At 61.5% G+C, this 16,466-nt stretch carries 17 protein-coding genes; 9 read left to right on the forward strand and 8 right to left on the reverse strand.

Annotated features, from left to right (window positions below):
- The gene (locus M1D87_RS12180; protein ID WP_232880870.1) at positions 1 to 249 is read right to left on the reverse strand and encodes a hypothetical protein; all 249 of its coding nucleotides are present in this window, start codon (positions 247 to 249) and stop codon (positions 1 to 3) included.
- Between the two features lie 372 nt (positions 250 to 621).
- On the opposite strand from M1D87_RS12180, the gene M1D87_RS12185 reads away from it, so the two are divergent.
- Positions 622 to 1,548 (forward strand): universal stress protein, encoded by a 927-nt coding sequence (locus M1D87_RS12185; protein WP_047932520.1) that lies wholly within the window; start codon positions 622 to 624, stop codon positions 1,546 to 1,548.
- A 27-nt stretch (positions 1,549 to 1,575) separates the two neighbouring features.
- Here M1D87_RS12185 and M1D87_RS12190 read toward each other — a convergent pair whose 3' ends face one another.
- Positions 1,576 to 2,124 carry a GNAT family N-acetyltransferase gene (locus tag M1D87_RS12190; protein ID WP_023661503.1) on the reverse strand — a complete coding sequence of 183 codons (549 nt, stop codon included), beginning with the start codon at positions 2,122 to 2,124 and terminating at the stop codon, positions 1,576 to 1,578.
- Between the two features lie 186 nt (positions 2,125 to 2,310).
- On the opposite strand from M1D87_RS12190, the gene M1D87_RS12195 reads away from it, so the two are divergent.
- The 4 genes from M1D87_RS12195 to M1D87_RS12210 all read left to right on the forward strand — a co-directional run bounded on the left by M1D87_RS12195 (position 2,311) and on the right by M1D87_RS12210 (position 6,035).
- Complete coding sequence (locus M1D87_RS12195) at positions 2,311 to 3,225, forward strand: universal stress protein (protein ID WP_123084324.1); 915 nt, start codon at positions 2,311 to 2,313, stop codon at positions 3,223 to 3,225.
- 2 nt (positions 3,226 to 3,227) lie between these two features.
- Positions 3,228 to 4,595, forward strand: coding sequence for an MBL fold metallo-hydrolase RNA specificity domain-containing protein (locus M1D87_RS12200; protein WP_123084323.1), 1,368 nt, complete (start codon positions 3,228 to 3,230; stop codon positions 4,593 to 4,595).
- Positions 4,596 to 4,650: 55 nt separating this feature from the next.
- Positions 4,651 to 5,259, forward strand: coding sequence for a hypothetical protein (locus M1D87_RS12205; protein WP_023661505.1), 609 nt, complete (start codon positions 4,651 to 4,653; stop codon positions 5,257 to 5,259).
- Positions 5,260 to 5,321: 62 nt separating this feature from the next.
- The gene (locus tag M1D87_RS12210) at positions 5,322 to 6,035 is read left to right on the forward strand and encodes a phosphoribosyltransferase (protein ID WP_421091543.1); all 714 of its coding nucleotides are present in this window, start codon (positions 5,322 to 5,324) and stop codon (positions 6,033 to 6,035) included.
- Positions 6,036 to 6,080: 45 nt separating this feature from the next.
- Here M1D87_RS12210 and M1D87_RS12215 read toward each other — a convergent pair whose 3' ends face one another.
- The 3 genes from M1D87_RS12215 to M1D87_RS12225 all read right to left on the reverse strand — a co-directional run bounded on the left by M1D87_RS12215 (position 6,081) and on the right by M1D87_RS12225 (position 8,629).
- Complete coding sequence (locus M1D87_RS12215; RefSeq protein WP_123084322.1) at positions 6,081 to 7,448, reverse strand: erythromycin esterase family protein; 1,368 nt, start codon at positions 7,446 to 7,448, stop codon at positions 6,081 to 6,083.
- Positions 7,449 to 7,543: 95 nt separating this feature from the next.
- Positions 7,544 to 8,113: a GNAT family N-acetyltransferase gene (locus M1D87_RS12220; RefSeq protein WP_015270127.1), complete on the reverse strand. Its 570-nt coding sequence runs from the start codon at positions 8,111 to 8,113 to the stop codon at positions 7,544 to 7,546.
- A 57-nt stretch (positions 8,114 to 8,170) separates the two neighbouring features.
- On the reverse strand, positions 8,171 to 8,629 hold the full coding sequence (locus M1D87_RS12225; RefSeq protein WP_015270128.1) for a hemerythrin domain-containing protein: 459 nt from the start codon (positions 8,627 to 8,629) through the stop codon (positions 8,171 to 8,173).
- Between the two features lie 234 nt (positions 8,630 to 8,863).
- Here M1D87_RS12225 and M1D87_RS12230 point away from each other — a divergent pair, with 234 nt between their 5' ends.
- The gene (locus M1D87_RS12230; RefSeq protein ID WP_123084426.1) at positions 8,864 to 9,595 is read left to right on the forward strand and encodes a helix-turn-helix domain-containing protein; all 732 of its coding nucleotides are present in this window, start codon (positions 8,864 to 8,866) and stop codon (positions 9,593 to 9,595) included.
- Here the strand turns inward: M1D87_RS12230 and M1D87_RS12235 are convergent.
- Positions 9,570 to 10,295, reverse strand: a complete 726-nt coding sequence (locus M1D87_RS12235; protein WP_123084321.1) for a ferredoxin reductase domain-containing protein — start codon at positions 10,293 to 10,295, stop codon at positions 9,570 to 9,572. The genes M1D87_RS12230 and M1D87_RS12235 overlap by 26 nt on opposite strands.
- A 194-nt stretch (positions 10,296 to 10,489) precedes the next feature.
- On the opposite strand from M1D87_RS12235, the gene M1D87_RS12240 reads away from it, so the two are divergent.
- Positions 10,490 to 11,044: an Hsp20/alpha crystallin family protein gene (locus M1D87_RS12240; RefSeq protein WP_061552132.1), complete on the forward strand. Its 555-nt coding sequence runs from the start codon at positions 10,490 to 10,492 to the stop codon at positions 11,042 to 11,044.
- A 140-nt stretch (positions 11,045 to 11,184) separates the two neighbouring features.
- On the opposite strand, the gene M1D87_RS12245 is transcribed toward M1D87_RS12240, so the two are convergent.
- A complete protein-coding gene (locus tag M1D87_RS12245; RefSeq protein WP_003256841.1) occupies positions 11,185 to 11,610 on the reverse strand; it encodes a potassium channel family protein in 426 nt (141 codons plus the stop codon).
- Positions 11,611 to 11,637: 27 nt separating this feature from the next.
- Positions 11,638 to 13,479 carry an ATP-dependent zinc metalloprotease FtsH gene (ftsH, locus tag M1D87_RS12250; RefSeq protein WP_061552133.1) on the reverse strand — a complete coding sequence of 614 codons (1,842 nt, stop codon included), beginning with the start codon at positions 13,477 to 13,479 and terminating at the stop codon, positions 11,638 to 11,640.
- A gap of 357 nt (positions 13,480 to 13,836) precedes the next feature.
- Between ftsH and M1D87_RS12255 the strand changes: the two genes are divergently transcribed.
- Both M1D87_RS12255 and M1D87_RS12260 read left to right on the forward strand, forming a co-directional pair.
- Complete coding sequence (locus tag M1D87_RS12255; protein WP_123084425.1) at positions 13,837 to 14,091, forward strand: hypothetical protein; 255 nt, start codon at positions 13,837 to 13,839, stop codon at positions 14,089 to 14,091.
- A 5-nt stretch (positions 14,092 to 14,096) separates the two neighbouring features.
- Positions 14,097 to 16,373 carry a heavy metal translocating P-type ATPase gene (locus tag M1D87_RS12260; protein WP_123084424.1) on the forward strand — a complete coding sequence of 759 codons (2,277 nt, stop codon included), beginning with the start codon at positions 14,097 to 14,099 and terminating at the stop codon, positions 16,371 to 16,373.
- The last annotated feature ends 93 nt before the right edge of the window (positions 16,374 to 16,466 follow it).

Genomic DNA, 16,466 nt, shown 5'->3' on the forward strand with positions numbered 1-16,466 from the left:
TCAGGCCTCCTTCGCGCATCGGAGACCTGCCTGGGCTGCCATCCCTGCATTGGGTTTGCCAACGCTGCCCATACCTGGGCGTGGTGACCAGTCGGCGAGCATGTCCCGCGAGTGGGGCGCGTTGAGGCGCGCATTCAACCGGTCGACAAAGGCTTGCGCTTCGGCGGACGTAACGAAGCTCACCCGGCAGTCGTCCATGCGGACCCACCAGCGGTTCTGCTGAGGGCTATTTTCGACGTAGATGTTCATGGAAGCCTCCAAAAGCATGCATGAGCAAACCAACTGCAAATCCATGCGAAAACGAAGGCATCCCTGCCGGCAACAGGGGTGTTCAGGGCGTGATGGCCATTTTCATCGCACTATCGCGCCGGTTGGCGAACGACCATAGGCGACATTCGATGGTTTTCATGAGCGCCATGGCACGCCTCCGGGGCATTCGATGATTGTTGTTGGTGTAGGGTCAGATTGCGCCGTTAAGGGCCAGGAGCTTTGACCAGCATCAAATTTTCGCCCAGCGGGCGTTGCCGTTTGTCCGCCCAGTGGTTCAGTTGATAAACATCAAATCCGCCAGGTGCGGGTGATGGATGATCCAGGAACACTTCCCAACCGCTGAGGTGCGCCATGGACAACCCGCAAAGACTCCTGCTGATCGCCTCGCCGCTGATGCGGCGCACCCCGGTCTACGACCGTGCGGCTGCGCTGGCCAAGGCCAAGGGCATGGCCCTGCATATCGTTGCTTTCGACTATCTCGAGGGCCTTGCCACGGCGGGCCTGGTCAACGACCAGGCACTGGCTGTGATGCGTGAAGGTTATGTACAGCAACACCGTGGATGGCTTGAAACCCAAGCGCTTTCGATGCGCCGTAACGGGGTCACGGTCACCACCGAAGTGGTATGGGTGCAGCATCCGCTGGACGAGATCCTCGTCCACCTGCGCGAGCAGCCGTTCGCCATGCTGATCAAAGCTTTCGAGCATGAGCCCTGGTGGGCGCGGGCGATGTTCACCTCGCTCGACATTCAGTTGCTGCGGGAAACCCGCATCCCCCTGCACCTGGTGCATCAGGCCAGCCACGCGCTGCCGCGCAAGATTCTGGCTGCCGTGGACCTGTCCCGCCCCGAGGACCAGTTCGAGGGGTTCAACGACCAGATCATCAGTGAAGCGCTGAAACTGGCATTACAGTGCAACGCCCAGATCGAACTGCTATATGCCTACGACCTGGGGTCCATGTACCTGGACTCAGGCGGCAGCCGCGAGCATTCGTTTCTGTTCGACTCCAACCTCGCCCAGACGCTGCATGAGGCGCAAAGCGAGGCATTCCAGGCACTGGCCGAACGCAACGGTATCGCCGCCGAACACCGCCACCTGCGGCTGGGAGACCCGGCCAAGGTGCTGGCGCTGTTCATGGAGAACAATGATATCGATGTGCTGGTCATGGGCAGTTACCACCATCGCGGCATTGGCTGGTTCATCGGTAGCACTGCGGAGCGGGTATTGCATCGGTTGTCCAGCAGCGTGCTGGTGATATCACCAGAGCATTCCCAAGGCTGAGAGACAAGGCCCGAAAGGGCCTTGCTTTCAGGCGTGAAGATCGAGTTCGTGAAGGATTTCGCTGACATCGCCACCCAGGTAGCGGGAGGTGAACCCCAGGGTCTTGGTCAGCCGGTGCATGGCGTAGTTGTTCGCCAGGTCCCTGGAGATCATGCAGTGGAAGCCATTGCGCTTCGCGGCCGCGATCAGGTGCTGCATCAGCAGCCGGCCCAGCCCCTTGCGTTGCCATTCTTCATTTACGGCTACCGCGCATTCGCACTGGAGGCTGCCGGGAACACTGGCATACCGGCTGACCCCGATCTGGCGCAACTGGCCATCTGCATGGACCAGCGCAACGTAGGCTTCGCACTGGTGATGATCCACCGGCATATGCTGCGCATCCAGGCTCGGCACACCGCCACAGAGCCCGGCAATGAAGCGGAAACGCCGGGCCTCGTAGGCGATCGTGCTGAGAAAGCGGCGGTCCCTTTCGCGGTCTTCCTCGCGCAGGGGGCGGATCAGTACGGCAGAGCCATCAGAAAGCTTTTCGATCCAATGCTCGCACGCGTCTGGCTTTTCAGTCTGCTGCCTGTTCATGTCGCCTCCCGGACACCTGGTCGATGCTTGCCAGAGCTGTTGTACCGTGCTGGGCGGCGCCGGTTCTGACAATCGTCAAGTTCTGGCTCGGATGGTGGTTTTCTGATCTGCATCAAGCGCGAACAGGCCTGCTTTCGGACAATCGCCTACATCATCACGCCAGCCGCGCAAGCCCGGAGGTTCGCCATGGGTCAATATCGACAACTGCTGGTGCTGCTCACCGAGCTCGATCCGCATTCGGCCGCGCTGCGCCGGGCCCTGGCCCTGGCGCATGTCAGTGGTGCCAGTGTGCATGTACTGGGCTTGTTCGAACCAACGCAGGAGCACCTGCTGCGCGAAGAGCGATTGAACGAGGCCGATATCCGGCGTCAGTTCGACCACTACGGTTTGCGGCTGGCGGGGTTGGTCGAGCGTCACCGTGGCAGCGGCATCGCTTTGACGGTCGACACCTTGCAGGCAGATGACATCCGCAGCCAGGCCATCGACTACATCAGCGAACTGCACCCCGATATGGTCATCAAGGACAGCGAAGTGACGCCAACCATGGTGCGCCTGTTCAGCACGCCTCTGGATTGCGCGTTGATGCGGGGCTTGAAGGGCATCACGCACTTCGTACCGGAGGCGGCGGTGTCGCTGCCCCGGCGCGTGCTGGTCGCCGTGGACACCTCCTTCAGCGAAACCCCCGAGGACCAGGCGTCCTTCAACCGCAGGCTGATTCGTGCCGCGCAGGCGCTGGCACTGCAATGCGATGCACAGCTGCACCTGCTCTCGGCCTACAACCTGGCGGGCGTGTTCGCCTCGGACATGAACGTTACCCAGGCGTGGATCGATGAGATGCGCAATGCCTTGAAGGAGCCGTTCGACACCTTGGCGGATGCCGAGGGGGTCCCGGCCGATTGCCGCCACTTCCTGGAAGGTGGCCCGGTTCAGGTGATTCGCGAGCAAGTCGCTGTGCTGGATATCGACGCGGTGGTCATGGGCGTGGTGCAGCCAAAGGGCCTGGACAAACTGCTCGGCGACACCACTGAACGCATCGTCAGCCGCCCGCCGTGCAGCGTCCTTGCGGTTCACCCTCAAGCGGTCGAAACCTTGGAGCCCTAGCCATGCAACTGACATTCCTCGGTGGTACCGGGACCGTGACGGGCAGCAAGTTCCTGTTGACCCGCGACAGCAGCCGCGTGCTGATCGACTGCGGGCTGTTCCAAGGCTACAAGCAACTGCGCCTGCGCAACTGGGAACCGTTATCGGCGGCGCTGCGCGCGCTCGATGCCGTGGTGCTGACCCACGCCCACCTCGACCACAGCGGTTATCTTCCGGTGCTCGCGAAGGAAGGCTATACCGGGCCGATCTACGCAACACCGGCCACCTGTGCCTTGGCCGAAATCCTGTTGCTCGACAGTGCCCGGCTGCAAGAAGAGCAGGCAGAGCATGCCAACCGGCACGGCTACTCGAAGCATTCGCCGGCACGCCCGCTTTACACCGAACAGGATGCAAAGCGTGCCTTGGCATTGTTGCGCCCTGTGGAGTTGCATCACCCGACCATGATTGCGCCGGGGATGGAGCTGCTGTTGCGCACGGCTGGGCACATACTCGGCGCGGCGACGGTACAGATCAAGGTCGACGGCCAGACCTTGGTCTTCTCTGGCGACCTGGGCCGGCCACAAGACCCGATCATGCGCGCGCCGGAACTGATCAGGACGGCAGACGTGCTGCTGGTGGAGTCCACCTATGGCGATCGCCAGCATCCAAGCGAATCGACCGAGCAGTTTCTGGCCCAGGTCATCAACCAGACTCTCCTGCGCCACGGCATCACCTTGGTGCCCTCATTCGCGGTTGGCCGGGCCCAGTTGCTGATGTATTACCTGTACAAGCTCAAGCGCGATGGCCTGATACCCGACATTCCGGTCTACCTCAACAGCCCGATGGCCACAGACGCAACCACCCTTTACCAGCAGTTCCGGAGCGAGCATCGCCTGACGTTGGCGGAATGCGCCGAAATGTGCAGGGGCACGCATATCATCCGTACCGTCGATGAATCCCGGCATCTGGATCAGCTGCGTGAGCCCGCGGTCATTATCGCCGCCAGTGGCATGGCGACCGGTGGACGAGTCTTGCACCATCTCAAGGCACTGGCACCCAACCCGCGCAACAGCATTCTGTTCTCTGGTTTCCAGGCCGGTGGTACGCGCGGTGCCGACATCGTCACCGGTGCGCGCAGTGTCCGCCTGCACGGTGAAGACGTGCCTATCCGGGCCCAGGTGCATGCGATGGATAATCTCTCTGCGCACGCCGATGCCGACGAGATCATGGAGTGGTTGCGCGGTTTCGCCCGCCCGCCACGCCAGACCTATGTCATCCACGGTGAGCCGCACGCCGCCGACACGCTGCGGCGGCGGATCAGCATCGAGCTCGGTTGGCAGGTGTACGTACCCGAGTACCACGAAACGGTTGCTATTGACCCAGTGCGCTAGCCTGGGCCGGGAGGCTGTCATGGATACACAAGCAAGGGCGAAACTCCGGGCCTGGATGCATCGGCCACGGGGTAGCCTGGGGTTTATCGTGGCAATCTTCGCACTGCTCGTCGTGATCGCTGCCTACCGGTCGTTGAACCCGAACTGGCGCCTGCCGATGCAACATCCACTTATGCTGCTGGCCTTGCTCGCCCTGTGCGTGGCGTTGGGGTGGGTGGTGCAGCGTGGCGTGAAACGCACGGTAGGCAAGACCATATTCAACGGCCAGGCCACGGGCTGGCAGGCTCGGCTTGCCTTCCTGCGCTCGGTCACCCAGGAGTCGAACGTGCTCTTGGGCATGTTGCTGTTCCTGGCGTTGCTCGCTGGCGGCACGGTTTGGCTGGCGGGGCGCTCGGTGGACCGAATCGTGGAGAATTGCACAGACAGCCTGCAGGCCCGGGTGAACACCCCTGAGGATGAAAAGCTCACGGCATTGGTCGGCAAGCCGGTGTGTACCTGCCTGGCGCAAACGTTTCTGGACCGTAATGGGGTGATACGCCTGGCCTTGTTCGATACGCCGATGCGGGAAGTGAGCGCATACAAGGCGTTGACGGCAGACGATGAACAGCGCTGCCTCGAGCAGTTCGACCTGCTGCCTGAAGAGGCCCGGGCGACGCTGCCTTGAATGGCGGTAGTGCTTGCCAGTAGCTGAAACGACAGGCGCCCGTCGCGGCGCGGGAGGTTTCCATGTCGCATGATCTTGCTCGTCGCACCCTGTACCCCGACCGTGCTGAAGCCGGTCGCTGCCTGGTGGCGTCGTTGAGCCGATATGCCGGACGGGCTGATGTGATCGTGCTCGCCTTGCCACGAGGCGGCGTGCCGGTGGCTTACGAGGTCGCTACCGCCCTCAAGGTTCGCCTTGACCTGCTGGTAGTGCGCAAGCTTGGAATACCGTCGCACCCTGAATATGCCATGGGTGCGATCGCCGGGGGCGGGGTGAAGATTCTCAACGACGATGCACTGCGGGCTTACCCGGTCGATCGCACCTTGCTGGAAAGCGTGGTTGCCAGGGAAACCCAGGAACTGATACGTCGCGAGCGCGCTTATCGAGGTACCCGACCACCGCTTCGGCTCAAGGACCAGACCGTAATCCTGGTTGATGATGGCCTGGCAACCGGGGCCTCGATGATGGCGGCCATTCAGGCGACACGAGCGTTGTCCCCTTGGCGTATCGTAGTCGCGGTGCCAGTCGCGCCACCGGAAACGCTGGAGGCCATGTGGGGCGAAGTAGACGAGGTGGTCTGCCCGCTGGTGCCTGAGCGGATGGTTTCGGTCGGCTACTGGTACCAGGACTTTCCCCAGACGTCGGACGAAGAAGTCATCGCGCTGATGGACAAGGCCGGGCTCGCGGAGTCCTCCAGAGCGCGTGCCGGGGAGGCTGAAGATGACCATGCTCGCTAGTCGCGGCCCCCAAGCCTCTTCTCTTGAGGCTTGCAGGCCGGATATTCAGACACCGAACGGATAGGTTTCGTCTTCCGGTTCGAGGTGCTGTTGTTTCGGTAGTGGCAGGGCGTTGACCGGCTGGGTCTGTTCGATCCAGAGCATGGCATCGAATTGCTCGGCCAGCACTGCTTCGAAGTAATGGCTCAGCCGTTCGCTTTCCGGTCGGTAGATGACGCCGATCGCGCGCTCGAGCAGTGGCATGGACAAGATGCGACGCAACTCCTTGCGCTGTGGGTCTCGCCAGTCGGTCAAAGAAGCCGGTACGCCTGCCAGGCGGAACTGGTGCTCCCAGCTGTCCGACCGCGAAGGGCGGACGTCCTTGATCAGCATGTCGCCATCCCAGTCACTGGCGGCGGCCACTTGACCGCGGTCAGTGGTCATGCCGATCAGCACAGCCTCCTGGCCAAAGGATTTACGGCACAGTTGGCCGATGTTGAACTGGCCTTTCCAACCCATTTCCGTGGCATCTGCGCTGCCGATGTGGGAATTGTGTGCCCAGACCACGGCTTTGGCGTGTGGCCCGCGATGTTCCAGCAGTGCGCGCAGGGTATCGAACATATGCCGGTCGCGCAGATTCCAGGAGGCGGTCGAGCCTCGGTAGATCGCGCGGTAATATTGCTCCGCAGCGATGATCACCCGTGCGTTCTGGGTGGCATTGAAGAACGCTTCGTCATTGCGGATCAGGCCCGACAGCTGTTCGGCCAGCATCACATTCAGTTGTTCTACCACAGGCTGCTCGCACGGCATGACGCCACCGCGCTCGACGAAGTGGCCGTACAGGGCCGGGTCATCCTGCCAGGGCGTCAGGCAACCATAACGGTGGCGCGCTTCGCGGGCCAGGTGCGGATCTGCCCGGTCCAGAAAGGCCAGCACTTCATGAATGGAGTTGCGCAGGCTGTAGACGTCCAGGCCTCTGAACTCCACGCGGCGCTCGACGGCCAGCAGGCGATTGTGTCCATGCAGCCAGTGGGCGAATGCCTTGACCTCGCTGTTGCGCCACATCCAGGTTGGGAAACGGCTGAAAATATGGCGCTTCCATGCCGAATGGGCCAAGCCCCGCACGTACTGGTCGACGTGCCCGGCATCCGGCCAGTCGGCTTCGACGGCCACGATGTTGAAGCCGTGCTGTTCGATCAACCGGCGGGTAATTGCCGCGCGGGCGCGATAGAACTCGCGGGTGCCATGGCTTGCCTCGCCCAGCATCACCACACGGGCGTCGGCGTAGCGGTCGAACAGCGCAGCGAAAGCGGGGGAGTCCAGGTCAGGCAAGGGTTCGGCGAATTGATGCAGCAGGGGGGCGATCTCAGCGCTGTCGACCTGGTATTGCTTGCCGTAGAGCTTTTCCATCAGTTTCCGCGAATTACCGTTCATGGATACCCTCCTCGTGCGGATAGGGCCGGAGGTCGTGGGGCTTGCAGCGGGCGGGGCAGCACGGTGGCTGCCCCAGGCGCTGGCGCAGCGGCGCTTCAGGTCAGGTTGAGGCGATGGATGACCTGGGCCGGATCATCCGGATCGGTAGTGGTGGTGAATCCTGCCGCCTTGGCCAGGTCGCGCATCGCCAGGTTGGCGGCTGAGTCGATCGAGTACATCTGCCGCAGGCCCTTTGCCCGGGCATGATCGGTCAGGTGCTTGAGCAACAGGCGGCCCAGGCCATGGTGCTGCCAGCTGTCGAGTACTGTCACGGCGCATTCGCATTCATCCTTGCCGGCAATGGCGGCATAACGCGATATGCCCACCTCCTGCAGCTCGCCGTCCACATGGGCGAGGGCGACATAAGCCGCTTGTCGGTCCTGGTCGACCGCCATCAACTGGTCGAGCATCGCCTCACCGGGCTCTTTGATCTGGCACAGGAAGCGAAAATGCCGCGACTGCGGTGACAGCCGTTCGATGAAGGCCCTCTCGCGCTCCCGGTCCTTGGCTTGCAGCGGCCTGATCAGTACATGGGTGCCATTGTCGAGGGCTTCGATCCAATGTTCGCCCGCAGGCTTGGGAAACGAGGGCGCGGTATGTTGACGGGAAGTATCAGCAGAAGCCATGGCAGTATCCTCGTGTGATTGAGATGGGGCGGTTGGGCGCTTGAATTTGCACTCCGGTTAATGCCATTGATGTTTTATTTCCAGCCATTGACTGTTTGAAAGCCATTTGTCTGCAGCTGGAAAGAATATGTTTTCCTCCGACTCCATGTGGTCGTAATATTTTTCGATATAGTCATCGACAGTGTCAGCGATTACTTTCGTGTCTTTTGTCGTAGCCGCTAATGTTTTCAATTGCCCAGCAATGCGCGCAAATGCCTGGTGATCTCGCTCGATATCCAGGATCCGCGGGTGGATCGGCGCCTCCGTGGCCAGCAAGGCTCGCCGAATGATTTCTTCATTCTCATGGTGGTGCCGCTCTGCATTGCTGTGCAAGGCCTCCAACATTTCGAACAAAAGCTTACAGTCATCAGTGGCATCGGGTTCATGCTTTAGCTTTTTCAGCAACTTCCTGATCTGGCTTATCTTATTGGCCATGTCATGATGATAGGCGTGAAGTTCGTTCAGTAAGGTATTCATGACACATCCTCTTCACGTTACCAGACAATGCAGATTTATAAGGCCCAGGGGCCTTCAGACAGGAACACGGGTTGAAGGCTGTCCAAGTCGAGCATGAGGGCAGCGCATTGGCCTGACTTGATCTTGATCAAGCTTTAGTGGGGCACCACCATGACCCTTGGTCAGTTGCCTCAGAAACCTCGGGCGAAGCGGCTAGCGTTTATAGAGCCCGCAAGAAAAAGCGGAGACATCGTCATGTCAGGCCCTGAAGATATGGGTATAAAGCCCCAGGTAAAGTGCCTTGCGTGCTCTTTGAGCCGACTTTGCCTGCCCGCCAGCCTAAGCGTCGATGAAGTGGAAAAGCTGGAGCGTATCATTCGCCGTAACCGCCCTTTGAAGAAGGGCGAGTATCTGTTCAAGGCCGATGAGCCCATGGGGCATGTGTTTGCCCTGCGCTCAGGGGTCATCAAGAATTTTCTGATTGATTCCGAGGGCAACGAGCGGGTCACCGGCTTCGTTCTGCCGGGCGAAATCTTGGGGCTGGACGCTATCGGGGCAAGTCATTATCGGAGCTATGCGTTGGCGCTGGACGTTTCGCTGGTCTGCTCGATCCGGCTGGACCAGTTGGTTGATCTGTCGGGGCAGATACCCGGATTGCGCTATCAACTGTTGCACATGCTCAGCCTGGGTATTCAAGGCAAGGACGAACACCTGCGCTGCTGCCACGGGCGAGCCGAGCAGCGCCTTTCGCTTTTCCTGTTGGGCATGGCGGCGCGTTATCAAGAAAGAGGTTTGCGTGCAGACGTCCTTAATCTGCCCATGTCGCGAGGAGATATCGCAAACTACCTGGACCTTACCCTGGAAACTGTCTCCCGGCTGTTCAGCCGGTTCAATCAGGCTGGGCTCCTGCAATGCGTTGGCCGGGAAGTCCGACTCATCGATCAACAGGGCCTGCTCAAGCTCAGTCGGATGGAGGAGGCGAATTGAGGGCCTCGAGAATCCTGTCATAACGTTGCACAGGCCCATTCAGAGGAAATTGACAATTCCAGGATGGACGCGACACATGGTCTGCCCGCAACCAGATACGCTGTATCGGGACACCTTTTTGCCAACAGATGCGCGCGGCATGCCTTGCCACCAAGGATGGCGCGCAGCAGTAGACAGTGTCCGGCTTGAAATCCTCCAGCTGTTCAGTCAGTTGACTCCAAACGCTTCTGCTGTTGCGCGGCACCGAGGTAAACGCTGAGATCCATGGCTTACATTCAGCGGGCAGGTGCTCCTGCTCAAAACTTCCGTGCAACAGCCTCACCTCTACCCAAGGTAGCCAACAGCGAACCTCATCCAGTATGCAAAGTAGCGCCAAAACCCCCTCGCCGTGAGTGATAGCCAGCAGTCGCACACTCTGCAAGGGCACCGGCCAGGCGCTGCCCAGAGGGCCTGAGTACTCGAGCAGATCTCCGACCTTCAATGCCAGGACGCTGCGGGTGGCGACCATGAACCGGCCTGCTGCGCCAGGCATGCTGATGTAGTTGCAGGTCCAGCGCTGGGTTTGATTCGTCAGTTGGCAATACTGGCCTGGCATCGCCTCGCTGCGTTGCGGGTTGCACAGCATCAGGCGAAGGTACTGTATGCCGGGCCCCGGCAATGTTTCCAGCAAACGGACACACTCACTGTCATCCTGGTCCATATGCGCCTCGAACAGGTTTGGGCGGGCCACGTTCCATATAAGCTAAGCCCCTGCGATGGCAACACTTTGATCAGGATCAAACCGACAGAGGATGGTGGCCGCATCCTGATTGATAAAGGTCAAACGGGGGCTTGCCTGCCAGCGCAATATCGAGGCGTCTCCCAGGGAGGCATTACTCATCAGAGGAGGTCGCCATGTCCGAAACAGCGAAGAAAGTACCTGTCACTTCCGCAACCACCCAACCTGCCAAGGCTACGCCGCCAAGTACCGAGCCATCGGACCTGTGGCGCCCATTCCAGCAGTTGCGGCGTCAGATCGACAGCCTGTTCGACGATTTCGGTCGCCGGCCATTGCGCATGCCGTTCAGCCATACCCCGTTCGATGTCGAGCCATTCTGGCGCCGTGAACTGTTCAGCCATGGCATGCCGGCGATGGATATCAGCGAACTGGCCGATGAGTTTCGCATCAGCGCCGAACTGCCTGGTGTGGACGACAAGGACATCGAGATCAAGCTGGTCAATGGCAACGTTGTGATCCGCGGCGAGAAGCAGGAAGAGGTTGACGAAAAACGCAAGGAGTACCACTTGTCAGAGCGGCACTACGGCAGCTTCGAGCGGGTTTTCCAGCTACCCCGTGAAGTAGATGCGGAAAAGATCAATGCACAGTTCGCCAAGGGCGTGCTGCTGGTGCATCTGCCCAAGCGTGCAGAAGCGATTCACCCTGAGAAAGTGATACCCATCACCAAATGAGCGACCCGGCCGCGTTCAGGAGCATGGACGCTCCCTTCTCGTGTTACAGCGCAACGGTGCTCCAACCAACTGCCCCAGGTGACCTTCGCAAGCCGTCCACTTGTAGCACTGGACGCCACACCCAGACGCCTGAACAGGCGCTATTTGGCTTTCCAGTATTTCTGCATTTCGAGGAACAGGAACGACGCGGTCCAGGTGATCAGCACCAGGCCTGTCAACGCTTGCAGGCCGGTGAGGTACTTCAGATGGCCGTTAGGCGCGATGTCGCCAAAGCCTATCGTGGTGTAGGTGGTGAAGGAAAAGTACACGCAATCCAGGAAGCTGCCGTCGAAGTTGCCACTGAGCGTGCCCCAGCCTTCGGCGTGAATCATCAGGTAATACACCAGGGCGAAACACCAGACCTCCAGCGCATGAGCCAGCAGCGCGCCGAATACGCCTGCGACGATCCGGAATCGGCTCCACAGTTTCAGCCGCGGTAGCCAGTCGTTCAGGCGCAGCAGGCATTCGTAGTGGATGATCACCACCAGGATCACCACCAGCATGTTGATCAATGTGACGGTGAGCATGGTCGGTACTCGGACTGGATCGGAGTGTCATTTGGCCGCATCGACCAGATTATAGGTGGCAGGGTCCTTGGCCACCGGCAGCAGCGCCGGGAATTCTTCCGGGGTGATGGTTTCCCTGGCCAACAACAGGCGTGCCCCAGTGTCCAGGTCGGCGCGTCGTTGCTCGAGCAAGGTCCGGGCACGGGCGTAAGCGTCTTCCAGCAGGCCCCGAATACCCAGGTCGATTTCGCGCGCGGTCTGCTCTGAGTAGTCCTTGCGCTCCTGGCGCAACAACGATTCGCCCAGGTAACTGGCCTGTTGGCGCTCCAGCACTGCCTGGCCCAGTTCCGTGCTCATGCCGAATCGGGTGATCAACTGGCGGGCGATGTCGGTGGCGCGTCCCAGGTCGTCGGCAGCCCCGGTGGACACCTGGCCGAATACCAGGCTTTCGGCGGCTCGCCCGGCCATCAGCACGACGATCCGGTCGCGGAGCATCTGCGCGCTGATCAGGTAGCGGTCATCGGTCGGCCGTTGCAGGGTGAACCCCAGCGAGCCAGCGGCCCTGGGGATGATCGACACCTTGTGCACCGGGTCCATCGCCGGCAGGCTGCTTGCGGCCAGCGCGTGGCCCATCTCATGGTACGCCACGACCTGGCGTTCATCGTCGCGCAGCACGTTGCCCTTGCGCTCCACGCCTGCCACCAGGCGCTCGACGGCAGCGGTGAAGTCCTGCAGCTCGACCCATTGGCTGGCACGTCGGGTGGCGACGATGGCGGCCTCGTTCACCAGGTTGGCCAGGTCGGCGCCGGTCAGGCCGGGGGTGATGTCGGCGATGCGTTCGCAGTCCAGGTCGTTCTTGTAGACGATCTTGTGCAGGTGCACCTTGAGGATCGCCAGGCGACCCTTGCGGTCAGGCCGGTCGATCAGGATCTGCCGGTCGAACCGTCCGGCTCGCAGCAGCGCGGGGTCCAGTATCTCAGGGCGGTTGGTCGCCGCCAGCAGCACGACGCCTTCGCGTGGGTCGAAGCCATCCAGTTCGGCCAGCAGTTGATTGAGCGTCTGTTCCTTCTCGTCATTGCCACCCAGGCTGCCGATGCCACGCATCTTGCCCAGGGCGTCCAGTTCGTCGATGAAAATGATGCAGGGCGCGGCGCGTCGGGCCTGGTCGAACAGGTCGCGCACCCGCGCCGCGCCCACGCCAACGAACATCTCGACGAACTCGGACCCGGAGATCGAGAAAAAGGGTACCGCCGCTTCGCCGGCGATCGCCTTGGCCACCAGGGTCTTGCCGGTGCCCGGGGGGCCGACCAGCAATGTGCCCTTGGGCACATGCGCCCCCAGACGGGCATAGAACGCCTGGTTCTTGAGGAAGGACACCACTTCGGTGAGTTCGCCCTTGACGTCGTCTATGCCCGCCACATCGGCGAAGGTGACCTTGATGTCACGCTCGACGTAGACCCGGGCGCGCGACTTCCCCACACCCATCAGACCGCCCAGGCCTTGTTTATCGGTTACCCCACGAAACAGGAAAAACCACAGCGCCAGCATCATTATCAGCGGCATGAGCCAACCCACCATGGCAGCCAGGTTGCTGTCCTCGGCTACTCCGGTGAAGGTCACGCCCGTGCGGCCCAGTTGCTCGCTCAGTTGCGGGTCGATCCGCACCGTGGAGAACATCGAGCGGCCTGCGATGGGTTCCTGCAGCTTGCCCAGGATACGGTCGTGTTCGACCCGAAGGTCGCTGACCTTTTGCTGCTCCAGCAATTGCATGAACTGGCTATAGGAGATGGTCTGCACGGCCGCACGGTCGAATAGGCCGAACTGAATGGCGGCGAGCACGGAAAGCCCGATCGCCAGCAAGTACAGCTTCCAGGGCTGATCTTTGTTCATGACCATATCTCGTGGTGGGCAGCCGGGTCAGGCGATCAACAAGTAGTCTTCGACCTTGCTCACGTCCAGGCAGCGCGCTCGACCAATTTCCGTTCGCGAAGCAAATTCACCTTGGCTTCCAGCCCACCGTTGACGGTGTCGCGCAAATCAAGGTAGTTCGGGTGGTCTTCGCTATCCGTTGTAAAGGTGTGCTGAGATGCCCTCAGCCCATGTTTCTACCCCCCAGCGGTATTACGTGATTGACAAAGGTCAAAACCGGCGCGCTATCGCACGCTGGGCGAGATTGATAAATGTCAGGCTGCGCTGAGTGGCGATGCCGATACTGAGGGTGTCTTGGGCATGCGCGAGGGCACCAACATGCAACGCTATCTGCTTGCCGGATTGTCCAGTCTGCTGTTGGCATGGGCTTCGGGCTGTACCCCTTGGCACGCTGAAGAATACGACGCGCGCCTGGAGTCGGCCGAGAACAACGCGGCTACCGCCCGTTTGCGGGCCGACCAGGTGTGCTACCGCATCGACCTGGTCGAGCAGACCGCCAACGAGGCACTGCGCAGAGCGACCCAGGCCCAGGAACAGGTCCAACAGTTGCTGCAGCAGGCCAAGCGCAAGTGACCGCCGTGTCACGTCGATGGCTGGACCCAAGCCTGTTGCTGGTCTGCGTCCTGGCCTTGCTGCTCGGAGGGCTGGCCTATGCGGCGCAACAGCTGACCTGGGCTGCGCTGATCTGGGCCGCCGGCAGCGCGATCATGGCAGCGGTGCTGGCGGTGGAAATGGCCCGGCGCCTGGCCAGGCGTGAGGCGGGCATTGACCTGATCGCGCTGATGTCGATTGGCGCGGCCCTGGCCCTTGAGCAGATGCTGGTAGGCGCCGTGGTTGCGCTGATGCTTGCCTCGGGCCGTACATTGGAGACTCTCAGCTTGCGTCACGCCGAGCGCGAGTTGCGGGCACTGATCGACCGGGCCCCTCAGCGGGCCTGGATTCAAGAGCAGGATGGTTTGCGTGAGGTACCGGTGGACGAAGTCCGCGCTGGGCAGAGTGTACTGGTGCGCCTGGGTGAGATCGTGCCGGTGGATGGGTGGTTGCAATCCGAGCAGGCGACCCTGGACGAAGCTGCGCTGACTGGCGAATCGTTACCGGTTACCCGCCATGCCGGTGAGCCGGTGGCCAGTGGGGTGACCAACTCCGGTGCGCCGCTGCTGTTGCTGGCCACGCATACCGCGGCGCAAAGCACCTACGCTGGCATCGTGAAACTGGCCGAAGCGGCACGTCAGTCACGGGCACCTTTCATGCGCCTGGCCGACCGCTATGCGCTGGCGTTGATCCCGCTGACATTGCTCATTGCTGCGCTGGCGTGGTGGGCCAGTGGCGATGTGCAGCGAGTGCTTGCCGTGCTGGTGGTCGCCACGCCTTGCCCGCTGATACTGGCGGTGCCAATTGCCATCATCTCGGGTATTTCGAGGGCTGCACGGCGCAACATACTCGTGCGTGACGGCGAGGTGCTTGAAGCCCTGGCCGGCATCCGCCAGGTGTTCCTCGACAAGACCGGTACCTTGACCAGTGGTCATGCCCAGTTGCAGTCGATCGAACTGAAGGGGCAAGGCGCGCCGTTGCAGATGCTGCAGTTGGCCGCTTCGTTGGCCCAGTCATCGACCCATCCGATTGCCCAGGCCATCGTTCATGCTGCCCGCCTGCGCAACCTGACGCTGACCGCGCCCGAGCAGGTGCAGGAAAGCCCCGGCCAGGGGCTTGCCGGGATCGTTCAAGGCAAGGCTGTACGCTTGGGCGCCCTGGCCTATGTGCAGAGCGAGAAGGACGATGGCCAGTGGGCACAGGCACGTTTGCAGCAACTGGACTACCTGGCCAACAGCGGCAGTTTCGTGGCGGTTGACGGTGAGTTGAAAGCGGTACTGCGGCTGGCCGATGACTTGCGCCGGGAAACCCCCCAGACACTGCGCCGCCTGCGGGCGCGCGGGATCGAAAAGGTCGTCATGCTCACCGGTGACCGCCCGGAAACGGCGGAAATGGTTGCGCTGGCGGCGGGTATCGATGAGCTTCGCTCGGGGCTCTCGCCAGTCGACAAGATTCGCCTGGTGCAGGAGGGCTGCCGCATCGCGCCCTCGCTGATGGTCGGCGATGGCATCAACGATGCGCCAGCATTGGCGGCGGCCGATGTCGGGGTTGCCATGGGCGCTTCTGGCGTCACGGCCTCTGCCCAGGCGGCCGGTGTGGTGTTGCTGGTCGATCGTCTCGATCGATTGGTCGATGCCTTGGATATCGCCCGGTACGCCGTGTACATCGCCCGTCAGGGGGTATGGGTGGGCATGAGCCTGTCGTTGCTGGCCATGCTGGTTGCCGCCGCCGGCTACCTGCCCGCGCTGCTGGGGGCGGTGTTGCAGGAAGGTATCGACCTGTTGATCATCGTCAACGCCTTGCGTGCGCTGGGCCCCTTGACGCCCGGGCGACGCAGCGGGCTTGCCGTCGAGGACCTGGATCGGTTGCAGGATGAGCATCGGCAACTCGACGGGTTGCTGACGGAGCTGAGCCAGATGGCCTGCGATTTCGCCAAACGCCCCATCGAGCAGGCGCGGGACGACCTGGGCAAACTGGTCACCGGCCTGCATGACCTTCTGGAACGCCACGAGCGCGATGACGAGCGTCGTTTGTATCCGCTGCTGAGCCGCTTCATGCAGGGCGAAGATCCGCTCTCGGCGATGAGCCATACCCACCGGGAAATCTTCCGCCTCATCCATCTTCTTTCCCGCATGAGCCAGGATTTCAACCGGGCGGCAGCGAGCCCTGATGACATCCAGCACCAGCTGATACGCCTGGACACCTTGGCCAAGTTGCATTTCGACCAGGAAGAAGCCCTTTACCGGTATTTGGATCACCGCTGAGAGCATTCAGCGCCTGACAGGGTTGATAAAAATCAAGCGTTCAACTCCCCCCGAGGCAACCATGACCGATATCCCGGAAAAGCCAGCACCTTT

Source organism: Pseudomonas sp. SA233 (assembly GCF_054792385.1).

Bases quoted from the DNA above. Each gene is read 5' to 3' on its own strand.
- M1D87_RS12245 (WP_003256841.1), bottom strand. From the start codon at position 11,610: ATGCTCACCGTCACATTGATCAACATGCTGGTGGTGATCCTGGTGGTG.
- M1D87_RS12185 (WP_047932520.1), top strand. From the start codon at position 622: ATGGACAACCCGCAAAGACTCCTGCTGATCGCCTCGCCGCTGATGCGG.
- M1D87_RS12220 (WP_015270127.1), bottom strand. From the start codon at position 8,113: ATGGCTTCTGCTGATACTTCCCGTCAACATACCGCGCCCTCGTTTCCC.
- M1D87_RS12200 (WP_123084323.1), top strand. From the start codon at position 3,228: ATGCAACTGACATTCCTCGGTGGTACCGGGACCGTGACGGGCAGCAAG.
- M1D87_RS12180 (WP_232880870.1), bottom strand. From the start codon at position 249: ATGAACATCTACGTCGAAAATAGCCCTCAGCAGAACCGCTGGTGGGTC.
- M1D87_RS12215 (WP_123084322.1), bottom strand. From the start codon at position 7,448: ATGAACGGTAATTCGCGGAAACTGATGGAAAAGCTCTACGGCAAGCAA.
- M1D87_RS12195 (WP_123084324.1), top strand. From the start codon at position 2,311: ATGGGTCAATATCGACAACTGCTGGTGCTGCTCACCGAGCTCGATCCG.
- M1D87_RS12235 (WP_123084321.1), bottom strand. From the start codon at position 10,295: ATGGACCAGGATGACAGTGAGTGTGTCCGTTTGCTGGAAACATTGCCG.
- M1D87_RS12230 (WP_123084426.1), top strand. From the start codon at position 8,864: ATGTCAGGCCCTGAAGATATGGGTATAAAGCCCCAGGTAAAGTGCCTT.
- ftsH (WP_061552133.1), bottom strand. From the start codon at position 13,479: ATGAACAAAGATCAGCCCTGGAAGCTGTACTTGCTGGCGATCGGGCTT.
- M1D87_RS12205 (WP_023661505.1), top strand. From the start codon at position 4,651: ATGCATCGGCCACGGGGTAGCCTGGGGTTTATCGTGGCAATCTTCGCA.
- M1D87_RS12240 (WP_061552132.1), top strand. From the start codon at position 10,490: ATGTCCGAAACAGCGAAGAAAGTACCTGTCACTTCCGCAACCACCCAA.
- M1D87_RS12210 (WP_421091543.1), top strand. From the start codon at position 5,322: ATGTCGCATGATCTTGCTCGTCGCACCCTGTACCCCGACCGTGCTGAA.
- M1D87_RS12255 (WP_123084425.1), top strand. From the start codon at position 13,837: ATGCAACGCTATCTGCTTGCCGGATTGTCCAGTCTGCTGTTGGCATGG.
- M1D87_RS12225 (WP_015270128.1), bottom strand. From the start codon at position 8,629: ATGAATACCTTACTGAACGAACTTCACGCCTATCATCATGACATGGCC.
- M1D87_RS12190 (WP_023661503.1), bottom strand. From the start codon at position 2,124: ATGAACAGGCAGCAGACTGAAAAGCCAGACGCGTGCGAGCATTGGATC.